This window comes from Actinomadura citrea, from assembly GCF_013409045.1.
Taxonomy (GTDB): Bacteria; Actinomycetota; Actinomycetes; order Streptosporangiales; family Streptosporangiaceae; genus Spirillospora; species Spirillospora citrea.
Window position 1 is genome coordinate 284,351 of sequence record NZ_JACCBT010000001.1, and the last position, 12,858, is coordinate 297,208.

A 12,858-nucleotide genomic window follows, 5' to 3' on the forward strand; every position below is an offset into this window, starting at 1 on the left:
GAGGGGTGAACACCCTCCCCCACGCCGGGCGCGTCCTGGTGGTCGACGACGACCCGACGGTCGCCGAGGTCGTCGCCCGCTACCTGGCCCGCGACGGGCACGAGGTCGTGTGCGTCGCCGACGGCCGGACCGCCCTGCGCCGGGCGCTCGACGAACCCCCTGACCTGGTCGTCCTCGACCTCATGCTGCCCGGGATGGACGGCCTGGAGGTGTGCCGCCGGCTCCGCGAGACCTCGACCGTCCCGATCGTGATGCTGACGGCGCTCGGCGCGGAGACCGACCGGCTCGTCGGGTTGGAGACCGGCGCCGACGACTACGTGACGAAGCCGTTCAGCCCGCGCGAGCTGGCGCTGCGCGTCCGGTCGGTGCTGCGGCGGGCGCGGGGCGCGCTCGTCCCGACCGGCCCGTCCGGCCCGCTGCGCGACGGCGGCCTCCTCGTGGACGTCAGCGCGCACGAGGCGGAGCTGGGCGGCGCGCGGCTCGCGCTCACCTCCCGCGAGTTCGACCTGCTGGCGTTCCTGCTGCGCCATCCGCGGCGGGCCTTCACCCGCGAGGAACTGCTCGAACGCGTCTGGGACTGGACGTTCGGCGACTCCTCCACGGTGACCGTCCACGTCCGGCGGCTGCGCGAGAAGATCGAGGACGACCCGACCGCGCCGCGCCGCATCGTCACCGTGTGGGGCGTCGGCTACCGCTACGAGCCCGCGGAGACCGGCCCATGATCCCCTTCGAGGATCTGCTGTGGGTGGTCTTCTACGCGGCGCTGGCCGCGTTCGCCGTCGCGGCGGTCGCCCTCGCCGTCCTGCACGCGCTGCGCGGCCGCTCGGTCGGCACCCAGCTGGTCGTCGTCGGCGCCGCCACGGTGCTGGCGACCATCTCCGGCATCCTGGTGATCTCGTTCCTGATGCTGCTGAACGACCACGACCGCTCCGTGGTGCTCGCCGTCGTGACGTCGGCCGGGCTGGTCGCGATGGCGGTGTCGGTCCTGCTCGGCCGGCGTCTGGTGGCCGCGAACCGGACCCTGGTCGAGGCCGTGCGCGCGGACCGGTTCCGTCCCCCGTCGGCGCACCTTCCGGCCGAGCTGGCGGAGCTCTCCCGCGAACTGGAGGCCGCCTACGACCGGCTGGCCGCCGCGCACGAGCGCGAGCAGGCCCTGGAGGCGAGCCGCCGCGAGCTGGTCGCCTGGGTGAGCCACGACCTGCGCACCCCGCTGGCCGGGCTCCGCGCGATGGCCGAGGCACTGGAGGACGAGGTCGTCGCCGACGAGGAGACGACCCGCCGCTACCACGCCCGCATCCGCGTCGAGGTGGAGCGGCTGACCGAGATGGTGGACGACCTGTTCGAGCTGTCCCGCATCCACGCGGGCGCCCTGCGCCTGTCCCGCGAGCGCGTCGGCCTCGCGGACCTGGTCGCCGAGGCGGTCGCCGGCGCGGAGGCCCTGGCCCGCGCCAAGGGCGTCCGGCTGCGCGGAGACGTCCGGGAGGGCCTGCCCGTCCAGGTCGACGCGGGCGAGCTGGGCCGCGCGCTGCGCAACCTCGTCGTGAACGCGATCCGGCACACGCCGAGCGACGGCGCGGTCGAGATCACCGGCGAGGTCCGCGGCGGCGAGGCCCGGGTGACGGTGGCCGACGCCTGCGGCGGCATCCCGGAGGGCGACCTGCCCCGCGTGTTCGACGTCGCGTTCCGCGGCGAGGCGGCCCGCACCCCGGGCGGCGGCGCCGGCCTCGGCCTCGCCATCGCCCGCGGCATCGTCGAGGCCCACGCGGGCGAGATCGGCGTCGCCAACACCGGCCCCGGCTGCCGCTTCGAGGTCCGTCTCCCGTGCTAGCTCTGCGTTTTTCTCCTCCTTCGGGCCTGGCGGCCCTCCATCGTCGAGAAACGCGGGCGATCGCTGGCATCGCTTCGGCTCGCCTTGCGGCTCGCTGCGCGATCAGATTCCTGCTTCGCTCGTATCTGCCTTTGGACGCGATCGCGAGGCCCCGGGTTGTTGCGTGGTTGCTGTCGTGGTCGGGGTCTGCGCGTCCGGGCGTGGGGGGAGCGGGTCAGGGGTCCAGGGCTTCGGTGATGGTGCGGTAGGTGGGGCAGGGCCAGCGGGACATGCAGGCGCGGCAGCGGCGGATGGGGCGGTCGGGGTCGCTGGTGATGCCGCCGCCGGCCTCCTGCGGGCGGTGCAGGTCGACGAGGCGCAGGGTGAGGTCGGCGAAGGCGATGACCTCTTCGCGGGCGCCGGCGAGGAAGGCGAGGTCCTCGCGGGAAAGACGCGTTCGGACGGGGACGAAGCCGTCCTTGTTCACCAGGCGGAACAGGATCTGGGTGGACGTCCGCCACGTGCTGGACTTCGCCGCCCGCGCCCGGACGGTCTCCAGGCGCTCGCGCAGTCGACCATGCCGCTGTTGCACCCGTTCAGGTTCTCCTACTGCGAGCGATCGTGCGGGGCGAACCCGCGATATCGGCGGACCGGATCAGCGCCTCAGGTCACTGAAATCATCACATTACGGTGCGTAGTTCTCAAAGCGTGCGGGACTGGCAAGGCGGCGACACGCCCCGGAAACGCCCACGGCGCAGGGGACTTGGCGAACCGCCTGGCTCCCGGGCCGTTCGCGAGATAGTGTGCCGGACGTGGAGCTAAATGTCTCGACCGCGTCTCAGGGAGGTCACGCCGTTGTCACGGCGACCGGTGAGCTCGACCTGTACACCGCGCCACGGCTGCAGGCGGCCCTCGCGGGCCTCCTGCGCGACCAGGCCGACCACATCGTGGTCGACATGAGCGGCGTCGAGTTCTGCGACTCGACGGGCATGAACGTGCTGCTCTCGGCCATGAAGCGGCTGAAGGAGCAGGGCGGCGCGCTGGAACTGGCGGCGCCGCGCCCGGCCGTGAAGCGGATCCTGCAGGTGACCGGGCTCGACACCGTCTTCACCGTGACGGAGGCGGCGCCGGTTCTGGACGCCGGCTGACCTTTCCGACCACTCGTCCCTACCGCCGGCGCCGCGGGTGAACCCCGCGGGTCGCCGTCCGGTCGCACGGGTAACGGCTTGGGCCGTTCCCCGGTGCCCTGCGGCATCGCGCGCCCGTCCCCGACTACGATCGCGGATATGCAGGACGTAGCGGTATGCATCCCAGCCAAGGACGAAGCCGACCGCATCGCGGCCACGGTCAAGGCCGCGCAGGAGCTTCCCGGCGCCGACCTGGTCGTGGTGATCGACGACGGCTCGTCCGACGGCACCGGGCGGGTGGCCCGCGAGGCCGGGGCGCGGGTCGTGCGGCACAGCCGCAACCGGGGCAAGGGCGCCGCGATGGAGAGCGGGGCCGAGGCCGTCCGGCTGCTGGACGAGGGCCGCGACCGGCCCCGCCACCTGCTGTTCCTGGACGCCGACCTCGCCGAGACCGCGCGCGAGGCCGCGCCGCTGGTCGAGCCGGTCAGGTCCGGTGAGGCCGACATGACGATCGCCGTGTTCACCACGACCGTGAAGCTCGGCGGGCACGGGTTCGTCGTCCGGCTGTCGCGCGACGGGATCCGCCGCGCCACCGGCTGGGAGGCCACCGCGCCGCTGAACGGGCAGCGCTGCCTGACCCGGGCCGCGTTCGACGCCGCGCTCCCGCTCGCCGCCGGGTTCGGGGTGGAGACCGCGCTCACCGTCGACCTGCTGCGCGCCGGGTTCCGGGTGGCGGAGGTGGAGGTGCCGCTCTCACACCGCGCCACCGGCACGGACTGGCGCTCCCAGCTGCACCGGGCCCGGCAGTTCCGGGACGTGGCAAGGGCGCTCGCCGTGCGCGAACCGGCGGTGACCAGAGGGCTGGACCGCCTGCGCGGCAGCCGCCCGTGACCCGTCTCGGCACGGGCGGGCTGTGGGGGATCGGGGCCGGCGTCGCCTGCTTCGTCGCCACCGCTCTCCTCGGGCCGTCGGTGTTCGAGCCGGAGCTGGAGGGCCCGCGCACCGAGCCGCCGTACGCGCTGGACGTCCATCCGTCGCCGTACCTGGTGATCGGCCTCGTCGTCGCGGGGATCGCCGCGAGCGCGCTGGGGCTCGGGTTGTGCTTCGCCGCCGTCCGCAGGGGCTGGCGCGTGCGGGCCCTGCCGCTGGTGGCCGCGGGACTGCTGGCGGCGGCCGCGTTCATGCTCATGCCGCCGGTCGGGTCCACCGACCACCTGAACTACGCCTCCTACGGGCGGATGGCGGCGACCGGCCACGATCCGTACCGCACGAGCGCCGTCGACCTGCCGAAGGACCCGGTCGCCGGGGCGCCCGAGGAGTGGCGGACGACGCCGTCGGTGTACGGGCCGGTCGCCACGGGCGGGCAGGCGTTCGCCGCGTGGATCGGCAGCGGCTCGGTGCGGCTGACCGTCTTCGTCCTGTCGGTGCTGAACGTGCTCGCGTTCGCGGTGACGGCCCTGATCCTCTACCGGATGGCCGGGACGGAGGAGCGGCGGCTCCGCACGGCGCTGCTGTGGACGTGCAACCCGCTCGTGCTGTTCCACCTGGTGGCGGGGGCGCACAACGACGTCCTCGCGATCGCCCCGATGGTGGCCGCGCTGGCCGTCTTCGGCGGCGGGGCCGCGGGCCGGGCGGGCTGGGCGCGCTCCCTGGCGGCCGGGGCGCTGGCCGGGCTCGGGACGGCGATCAAGCTGCCCGCCGCGCTCGTGGCCGGGGGCCCCGCCTGGGGCCTGCTGCGCCGGACCTGGACGGAACGCCGGAAATGGCCGGTCGGTCACCTGATCGCGCTGTTCGCCGGGGGAGCGGCCGTCACGGCGCTGTCCTACGCGCTCGCCGGGCCGCACGCGCTCGACCAGGTCCGCGAGGCCAGCAACATGGTCTCCTTCGCGACCCCCTGGCACCTGCTGGACGAGTCGCTCGGCCGCGGCTCCCAGCGCGACGTCATCAAGCTGGGCGCGATGCTGCTCGGCCTGGTGCTGCTCCTGCTGCTCGTCCGGGCCCTGCCCAAGGAGGACGCCCTCGTGCCCGGCGCGGAGGAGCGGCGCGTCGCCGCCGCGATCGCCCTCGCGTGGCTCCTCGCCGCGCCCTACGCGCTGCCCTGGTACGACGGGTTCGGGTGGGCGCTGCTGGCGCTGCTGCCCTGGACGCGGATCGACTGGATCCTGCTCGCCCACACCACCGCCCTCAGCCTCGCCTACCTGCCGGCCCGCGCGCCCGCCCGCATCCGGCTGCCGGACGATCTGGAGTGGCTGTTCACCGTCGTTCGGCCGACCGTGGTCCCGTGGACGCTTCTGGCGATCCTGACGGCGCTGGTGGCGGCGTGTCTGCGTTCCTCAGGTCGATCTCCAGCGACCGGAGCCCCGCGGCGAGCATCAGCGGGGTCGCCAGGCTGAACGCCACCGACAGGATCACCACGCCCGAGTCGTTCACCAGCGTGCCGATGACGCCGACCGCCAGCGCGCAGATCACCGCCGGGCGCATCGTCATGTTCTTCTCGTAGGCGCCCTGAAGCAGCGACACCCGCCACCGCGTGGGCCGCGCCAGGACGAAGAACAGGAACACGACGGCGGCGGCGAGCGCGAGCGTGTAGGGCCAGTACCCGAGGCTGTTCAGCATCGCGTTGAACTTGCGGGTGACGACGTCCCACGCGTCCCCGGCCATGAGGTCCTGCCAGAACCGGCCGAGATGCGTCGGGTTGGCCGACCGGGCGTTCAGGTACGAGATGAACAGCACGAGCACCAGGCCGGCCAGGAAGAACAGGCCGAGCTTGAGCGGCGACATGCGCTTGCCCGCGACCATCAGGCCGAGCATCGCGAACGCCGGGACGATCGCCAGCACGCCGCCGAAGTCGCTGCCGAACGCGGGCAGGCCGTCCACCGCGACCGTGAACGCGCCGATCACCGCCACGATCGCGACGGCGACGGCCTTGCCGCCCCTGCGCAGCGGGTACTCCGTCAGCCACGCCGCCGTCAGGATCGCGGCCACCGCGAACAGCGAGAACGCCTGGTTGCCGAAGCCGTAGAACCGTCCGGCGACGAGGGCGGTGTAGCCCATCAGCGTGTTGAGCTGGAGGGAGGAGCCCGTCATCACGTCCAGTGCGAGGACGAGCGCCGTCACGCCGGTGATCACCAGGCCGGGGACGACGGTGGAGCGGCGCCACGGCCCGGCGAGAGCCACGCCCGTCAGCAGCCCGGCGAAGCCCAGCACGGTGCAGATCAGGACGGGCGTCGGGTGCTCGGCCCGCCACCACGGCAGCAGCCCGGCGAGGAAGGACGCGCCGGGCGCCGCGCCGCCGAGCAGCGCTATCACCCGGGTGCCGCCGAGGATCCGCGCCCGCGAGCGGCGGTCGCCGCCGAGGCGCCGCAGCGCGACCACGGCGATCCCGTACAGGACGAGCTGCACCGCGAACAGCACCCAGTAGAACGACGTCTGGACGGCCCGGATCGCCTGCGCCGCGACGTCCTCGTCCATGAGCGCGTCGACCCGGTCGTGCGTGGACGACGTGGACGGCTGCGACCGCCACGCCGACCCGACGGCCTGCTTGGGCTGCTTCACCCCGAGCAGCTTCAGCGTCGTCGCGGTGAGGTCGGTCAGCGTGACCAGCCCGTCCTGGCGGGTGGCGCTGGAGGTCATGTAGCCGGGCCCGTAGGCGGCGCCCTTGGCCACGGCCACGCGCAGGTGCGGGTTGACGCCGGTGTCGGACAGGCCCGCGACCAGCACGGTCGTCCCCTCCGGGAGCCCGGTCACGACCTGCGCGACCCGCCGGTCGGCGGCCTTCGCGGCGGCGGCGCGGACCTCGTCCGACAGCGGGACCTGGTCGCCGTGCGGGTCGACGCCCGCGTTGATGTAGGCGCGGAAGAGGTCGTCCACGTCGACCGCGGCGAGCGGGCAGCGCGCCCAGTCGGCGGCGGTGACCTTGTCGGGCGAGGCGACGTAGCGGTCGACCCGGCCGGCGCCGTCGGCGGCGCCGAACACCGCGCCGGGGCCGACCGCCATCGTGCAGCCGCCCGCCCGGTGGACCTCGTCGCCGAGCAGACCGATGCGCGCGTGGTAGTTGGTGCCCGCGTTGTCGCTCTTGATCGCGGGCCAGCCGGCGGCGACGGCGCCGCCGGCGGGCGGCGGGCCGGAGGGGGAGGCCTGGCCGGGCAGGACCGGCGTGGACGGCAGCGCGCAGTCGCCGTGCGCCAGCCGCGACCGCTGCCCCGCCGACAAGGTCAGCCAGCCGTCGGTCGGGCAGGTGATGACGCGGGTGGTGCGGACGCTGAGGCCCGCGGCCGAGCCCTGCGAGGTCAGCCCCCACAGCGCCGGGGTGTTCTCGCGGTTGACGTCGCTCCACATCAGCGCCGGTACCCCGATGACCACCACGCGGCCGGTGACGGCCCGCTCGGCGGGGGCCGAGGGCGAGGCGTGCGCCGCCGCGGGGCCGAGAACGGCCGCGAGCGCCGCCGCGAGGGTCGCGAGGAACATGGCGATCTTCGTTCCCCGGGACGTCATGGCGTTCAGGTTACAAGAGCCCCACCACCGGGCAGGGGCCATATCCTGCGGGCTGTGGACGGTCTGATGGCGCGGGATGCCCGCGACTCCCCCGGCGAGGCTTCCGGCGCCCCCGCCCGGCGGGGCGTCCGCGACCTGCTGGTCCTGCTCGCCGGGATCGCCGTCGCCGTGGCCGCCGCCGCGCCGGTCGTCCACCAGTGGCTCGGCAACCAGCCCGACCAGCGGCTCGTCGATCTGGAGGTCTACCGGGAGGGCGGGCTGGCGGTCCTGCGCGGTGCGCCCCTGTACGACTTCCTCACGCAGCCGCCGCAACTGCTCCCCTTCACCTACCCGCCGATCGCCGCCGCCTTGGCGGTCCCGTTCACGCTCCTGCCGTGGCGTGCGGCGCAGTGGGTGTGGACGGGGCTGATCTACCTGTCGCTCGTGATCGTCGTCTGCTACGCCTTCCGCGACCTCATCCGCCGGACGGGACGCTGGGCGCCGCTCACCGCGGGCGTCCTGGTCGCCGCGATGACGTGGCTCGACCCCGTCCGCGACCAGGTCAGGTTCGGGCAGGTCGGGCTGTTCCTGCTGGCCATGTGCCTGGCCGACTGCTGCGCCCGCACCGCCCGCTGGCCGCGCGGCATGCTCGTCGGCCTCGCCCTGGCGATCAAGCTGGTGCCGGGCGTCTTCCTCATCTACTTCCTGGTCACCGGACGGCGGGACGCGCTGGTCAACGCCGTGCTGACCGCCGTCGTCGCCACGCTGGGCGGGTTCGCGCTGCTGCCGTTCGACTCGTCCGCCTACTGGTTCGGCGCGCTGCTGGAGGGCGGCGACCGGACCGGCGCGGTCGACGGCACCACCAACCAGGCGATCCAGGGGATCGTGGCCCGCGTCCTGGACGAGGGGCCGGCCCGGACGCTGGTGTGGCTGGCCCTCGCCCTGGTCGTCGCCTGGTTCGGCTTCGGCTGGGCGCGCCGGGCGACGCTCGCCGCCGACGCGGCGTCCGGCGCCGACGCCTCCAGCCTCCTGCTCGCCGGGGTCGCGATCGTCGGGCTGCTGTCCGTCGTCCTGTCCCCTGTGGGGTGGATCCATCACCTGGTGTGGATGATCGCGGTTGTGGGGGCTTTGGTGGGTGATGGGCGTGACACGCGAAGATGTCTTGTCGCGTTCGGCCTGTGGCTGCTGTTCCTGTTCCCGGTCCCGTGGTGGGCGCGGGGTTTGATCGGCCCGGATCATTCCCCCGTAACGGTTTTCGCGGGGCAGGTGCTGCGCGATTCGTTCGGACTCGCCGCCCTGGCCTCGATCTTGGTCCTCGGAACATGGCTGGTGAAACGGCTCGATCCGGACAACCACCCCCGAGATCCTTCGCAACACCAGGTCGGCATGGGTACGCTCGGCCCGTGATGCTCGTCGCGGTGGCCGTCGCCGGCCTGGTCGCCGGGATTGCGGGGCTCTCCATCGCGGTGGTCGCGCACAACCGGGTCAACCAGGTCGTCGACGAGTGCGGGGAAATGCTGAGGCGCCAGCTCCAGGTCGCGAGCGGCGAGGTGGACGAGCGCGCCCTGCGCGACCTCGCGATCGTCCACTACGACGCTCTCAAGGAGATGTCCGGGCACCGGTCCTTCTCCCTCGCGCTGATCAACGCGGTCGGGGACGGCGTGGTGGTCAGCTCCATCAACGGGCGGACCGAGACGCGGACCTACGCCAAGGCCGTCCAGGGCGGGCACGCCGTCGAGACGCTCTCCCCCGAGGAGAACCAGGCCCTGCGGGCCGCCCGGCTCGGCAAGGGCCCCGTCGTCTCGATGGACGACCCGCTGCCCGACTTCGGCAACGGCGCCCGCACCCCCACGGCCAGCGCCTGAGGCGATGCCCGAACGGGCGCCCGACCGGCGCCTGAGGGGGTGGCGTCCCGGACGGTAGACTCGGCTTTCTCGCCTTGCCGCAAGACGGCTTCCGCACAGCCGAAACACCCACCGGGGGACCCTAGTGACCGCAGACGACAGGCCAGCGCGCTACGCCTACCTGGGTCCGCGGGGCACCTTCACCGAGGCGGCGCTGCTCACCCTCCCCGGTGCCGCCGGGGCCGAGCACATCCCCTACGCGACCGTCCCGGCCGCCCTCGAAGCCCTGCGCCGCGGCGAGGTCGACACCGCCGTCGTCGCCCTGGAGAACTCGGTCGAGGGCTCGGTCCCCACGACGCTGGACGAGCTGGCGACCGGCGAGCCCCTCCAGATCGTCGGCGAGATCCACCTGCCGGTCTCGTTCGCGCTCCTCGTCCGTCCCGGCACGGCGCTGGACGACATCAAGACCGTCGCGTCCCATCCGATCGCGCAGCCGCAGTGCCGCCGCTGGCTCATGGAGAACGTCCCGGACGCCGAGTGGCGCGCCGCCACCTCCAACGCCGAGGCCGCCCAGCACGTCGCCGACGGCCACTACGACGCCGCCCTCGCCGGCTCGTTCGCGGCCGCCCGCTACGGCCTGTCGGTCCTCGCGGAGGACATCCACGACGTGGCCGACGCCGTCACCCGCTTCGTCGTCCTGAGCCGCCCGTGCCCCCCGCCGCCGCCCACCGGCATGGACAAGACGACCGTCGTCGCGTTCATCGGCGAGGACCACCCGGGCGCCCTGCTGGAGATCCTCACCGAGTTCTCGGTCCGCGGCATCAACCTCACGCTGATCCAGTCGCGCCCGACCGGCGCCGGCCTCGGCTCCTACCTGTTCTGGATGGACTTCGAGGGCCACGTCATCGACGCCCGGGTCGGCGAGGCCATGATGGGGCTGCGCCGCGTCTGCGCCGACGTCCGCTTCGTCGGCTCCTACACCCGCGCCGACCAGGTCCGCCCCGAGATCCGCCGCGGCACCCACGATGCCGACTTCACCGAGGCCGCCGCCTGGATCACCGGCATCCGCACCGGCTACGCCTGAGCCCGCGCCCGGAAATCAAATCAACCGGGGGCGCGTTGGCACGGTAGACCGTCCTGAGAGGGGTTTTCCCGTGCGTGTTGAGATCTGGGCCGACGTCGTATGCCCCTGGTGCTATCTCGGTAAGCGGCATTTCGAACGCGCTCTGGAAGGGTTCGCGCACCGGGACCAGGTCGAGGTGGTCTACCGCGCCTTCCAGCTCGATCCTTCGTTCCCGCAGGGCGCGACGATCGACGTGGCGCAGATGCTGGCGGAGAAGTACGGCCTGACGCGCGAGGAGGCCGCCGAGAAGAACCGGGAGATGGAGGAGCGCGCCGCCGCGGCCGGTCTGGAGTACCACCTCGAAGGCCGCCAGGCGGGCAACACCGCCGACGCGCACCGGCTCGTCTACCTCGCGGGCCAGCGCGGCGTGCAGGGCGCGGTCGTGGAGGCTCTGTTCAGGGCCTACTTCACCGACGAGCGCCCGGTGTTCGACCGGGACACCCTCGTGGACGTCGTCGCCGAAGCGGGCCTTGACGCCGCCGAGGCACGCGACGTGCTCGCGTCCGGGAAGTTCGCCTCAGAGGTGGACACCGAGCAGAGCGCCGCGCGCGACATCGGCGCGACCGGCGTGCCCTTCTTCGTCATCGACCGCCGCTACGGAGTCTCGGGCGCCCAGCCCTCCGAGACGTTCGCGCAGGTCCTCGACCAGGCCTGGGCGGACGCGAACAAGTGACCGGCCACGCCTCCCGGGCGTGACGCAACCGAGATCATCAACGACCGCCCCGGCGACAACCTGTTGTGGATCTTGAACGTCCTCTTCACACCAGTGAACAGTGGAGAGGTCGTCCCGTGCGCCGATTGCTCGCCCTCGTCACGGCCCTGGCCGTGACATTCTCCCTAGCCGCGGTCCCCGCAGACGCGGCGGCGATCCTGCGGGTGATCAGCACCCGCGTGCTGTCGCCCGGCGCCACCACGAAGATCGAGGTGGCGGCGGAATCGGGACTGGACATCACCAAGGTGCGCGCCGTCACGGAACCGTACGAGGGCGGATCCGCGACGCCGCTCACCGCGGACGACTTCGAACTCGTCGAGGGCACCGCGACGAACGGCGTCTGGCGGACGAAGACGGCCGTCACCGTCGATCCGGGACGCTGGTGGGTGAACGTCGAGCTGACCAACGCCGAGCAGACCGTCCTGGCCCGCCACCGCGCCACCGTCGACAACGGCGCGGACACGATGATCAGCGACTTCACGGTGACCCCGGACGTGGTCGACATCGAGAACCCCTCGGCCACCTTCCGGGGGCGGCTGATGAGCCGGGCCGCGAACGGCGAACTGGTGCCCGTTGCGGGTGAGACGCTGCGCCTCATCCCGGACATCGGCCAGTTCGCGACGGCGGTCTCCGGTGCGGACGGCAGGGTGGAGGGGCAGGCCTCCTTCTCCGGCTACACCCGGATGTCCCTCGTCTATCGCGGCTCTTTCCTGTACCGGCCCACCGAGAGCGGGCTCGGCACCGTCGCCATGCGGCGGCTGAACACGCGGATCACTGTGGACGTGCCCGAGCACCTCGTCGCGGGCGACCGGGTCAACGTGACGGGCCGGCTGGAACGCGAGGACCACAACGGCGTCTGGGCGCCGCTCGCGGGCAAGCAGGTCGAGATCAAGTTCGCCGGGTCGGCCCCCGAGCCGGTCTGGACGACCCTGGGCCGTGCCACGACCGGCGCCGGGGGCGCCTTCACGTTCCTGATCAACCCGAGCGAGGGCGGCGCATGGTCGGCCTCCTTCGCGACGGACGCCCTCGGCTGGCCCGCCGACTACCCCGGCTACTTCAGGTCCGAGGGGCAGCCGCGCTACCGGAGCGTCGCGTACCGGACGTCCGTCACCGGGTTCAACGCCGCGCCCGAGCCGGTCGGCCGGGGCGAGAACGTGACGGCGTACGGGCGCGTCCTGACCCGGCTCGCGGACGGCCGCTGGCTCGGCGCCCCCGGCAACGCCTCCGTGCAACTGCAGTTCTCCACCGACCGCAAGACGTGGAGCACCAAGGGCGCGGTCGGCGTCTTCCGGGACGGCACGTTCAGCGTCGAGGGCAGGGCCGACCGGACCGGCTACTGGCGGGCCCTGGTCCCCAAGAGCGACAGCACCGAGCAGTCGGTCAGCGGTAACGACAACGTCGAGGTCCGGTACCGGACGAAGATCCTTGACTTCAACGCGGCGCCCGAGCCGGTGAAGAAGGGCGGCACCGTCACGGTGATGGGCACGGTCTACCGCCAGACCTCGAAGTGGTACACCTACGGCGGCAAGACGGTCGTCTTCTACTTCCTGCCCAAGGGATCCTCCAAGTGGGTCTACATGGGCAAGCAGGCCACCGACAGGATCGGCCGGTTCCGCAAGGGCTTCAAGGCGACCAAGGACGGCACCTGGCGCGCCTACTCCGGTGCCACCTCCACCTACGCCAAGACCTACCGGGACGACTACGTGGACGTGCGCTGACGGGCGCGGGCCCGCCGGGATGCCGATGCGGCACCGGGACGGCGGGCCCGCGAT

The 12,858-nt window shown here is 73.1% G+C and carries 11 protein-coding genes and 1 pseudogene; 10 read left to right on the forward strand and 2 right to left on the reverse strand.

What is annotated here, in order from left to right; all coding sequences use genetic code 11:
• The first annotated feature begins 5 nt into the window (after positions 1–5).
• The gene (locus BJ999_RS01455; protein WP_179831566.1) at positions 6–722 is read left to right on the forward strand and encodes a response regulator transcription factor; all 717 of its coding nucleotides are present in this window, start codon (positions 6–8) and stop codon (positions 720–722) included.
• Positions 719–1,828, forward strand: a complete 1,110-nt coding sequence (locus BJ999_RS01460) for a sensor histidine kinase (RefSeq protein ID WP_179831567.1) — start codon at positions 719–721, stop codon at positions 1,826–1,828. Before BJ999_RS01455 ends, BJ999_RS01460 begins: the two co-directional genes overlap by 4 nt.
• A gap of 214 nt (positions 1,829–2,042) precedes the next feature.
• Here BJ999_RS01460 and BJ999_RS01465 read toward each other — a convergent pair whose 3' ends face one another.
• Entirely contained in the window at positions 2,043–2,399 is a 357-nt protein-coding gene (locus BJ999_RS01465) for a hypothetical protein (RefSeq protein WP_179831568.1), read from the reverse strand.
• Between the two features lie 220 nt (positions 2,400–2,619).
• Here BJ999_RS01465 and BJ999_RS01470 point away from each other — a divergent pair, with 220 nt between their 5' ends.
• The 3 genes and pseudogenes from BJ999_RS01470 to mptB form a co-directional block, all read left to right on the forward strand.
• Positions 2,620–2,955, forward strand: coding sequence for an STAS domain-containing protein (locus BJ999_RS01470; RefSeq protein ID WP_179831569.1), 336 nt, complete (start codon positions 2,620–2,622; stop codon positions 2,953–2,955).
• A 138-nt stretch (positions 2,956–3,093) separates the two neighbouring features.
• The gene (locus BJ999_RS01475; RefSeq protein WP_179831570.1) at positions 3,094–3,825 is read left to right on the forward strand and encodes a glycosyltransferase family 2 protein; all 732 of its coding nucleotides are present in this window, start codon (positions 3,094–3,096) and stop codon (positions 3,823–3,825) included.
• An 80-nt stretch (positions 3,826–3,905) separates the two neighbouring features.
• Positions 3,906–4,649: pseudogene (gene mptB / locus BJ999_RS44160) on the forward strand (polyprenol phosphomannose-dependent alpha 1,6 mannosyltransferase MptB); the annotation flags it as partial.
• 538 nt (positions 4,650–5,187) lie between these two features.
• On the opposite strand, the gene BJ999_RS41660 reads toward mptB, so the two are convergent.
• Positions 5,188–7,428 carry a hypothetical protein gene (locus BJ999_RS41660; RefSeq protein WP_229810172.1) on the reverse strand — a complete coding sequence of 747 codons (2,241 nt, stop codon included), beginning with the start codon at positions 7,426–7,428 and terminating at the stop codon, positions 5,188–5,190.
• A gap of 54 nt (positions 7,429–7,482) precedes the next feature.
• Here BJ999_RS41660 and BJ999_RS01485 point away from each other — a divergent pair, with 54 nt between their 5' ends.
• The 5 genes from BJ999_RS01485 (at position 7,483) to BJ999_RS01505 (ending at position 12,804) form a co-directional block, all read left to right on the forward strand.
• Positions 7,483–8,814, forward strand: a complete 1,332-nt coding sequence (locus tag BJ999_RS01485) for a glycosyltransferase 87 family protein (RefSeq protein ID WP_229810173.1) — start codon at positions 7,483–7,485, stop codon at positions 8,812–8,814.
• Positions 8,814–9,272 (forward strand): DUF4446 family protein, encoded by a 459-nt coding sequence (locus BJ999_RS01490; protein WP_179838269.1) that lies wholly within the window; start codon positions 8,814–8,816, stop codon positions 9,270–9,272. Before BJ999_RS01485 ends, BJ999_RS01490 begins: the two co-directional genes overlap by 1 nt.
• Before the next feature lie 124 nt (positions 9,273–9,396).
• Positions 9,397–10,335, forward strand: coding sequence for a prephenate dehydratase (pheA, locus tag BJ999_RS01495; RefSeq protein WP_179831572.1), 939 nt, complete (start codon positions 9,397–9,399; stop codon positions 10,333–10,335).
• A 70-nt stretch (positions 10,336–10,405) separates the two neighbouring features.
• Positions 10,406–11,047: a DsbA family oxidoreductase gene (locus BJ999_RS01500; protein WP_179831573.1), complete on the forward strand. Its 642-nt coding sequence runs from the start codon at positions 10,406–10,408 to the stop codon at positions 11,045–11,047.
• 116 nt (positions 11,048–11,163) lie between these two features.
• Positions 11,164–12,804, forward strand: coding sequence for a hypothetical protein (locus BJ999_RS01505; protein ID WP_179831574.1), 1,641 nt, complete (start codon positions 11,164–11,166; stop codon positions 12,802–12,804).
• Positions 12,805–12,858 lie beyond the last annotated feature (54 nt).

What these genes read in the sequence shown, in the direction of transcription:
- BJ999_RS01460 (WP_179831567.1), top strand. Translation starts at nt 719, where the DNA reads ATGATCCCCTTCGAGGATCTGCTGTGGGTGGTCTTCTACGCGGCGCTG.
- BJ999_RS01475 (WP_179831570.1), top strand. Translation starts at nt 3,094, where the DNA reads ATGCAGGACGTAGCGGTATGCATCCCAGCCAAGGACGAAGCCGACCGC.
- BJ999_RS41660 (WP_229810172.1), bottom strand. Translation starts at nt 7,428, where the DNA reads ATGACGTCCCGGGGAACGAAGATCGCCATGTTCCTCGCGACCCTCGCG.
- BJ999_RS01490 (WP_179838269.1), top strand. Translation starts at nt 8,814, where the DNA reads ATGCTCGTCGCGGTGGCCGTCGCCGGCCTGGTCGCCGGGATTGCGGGG.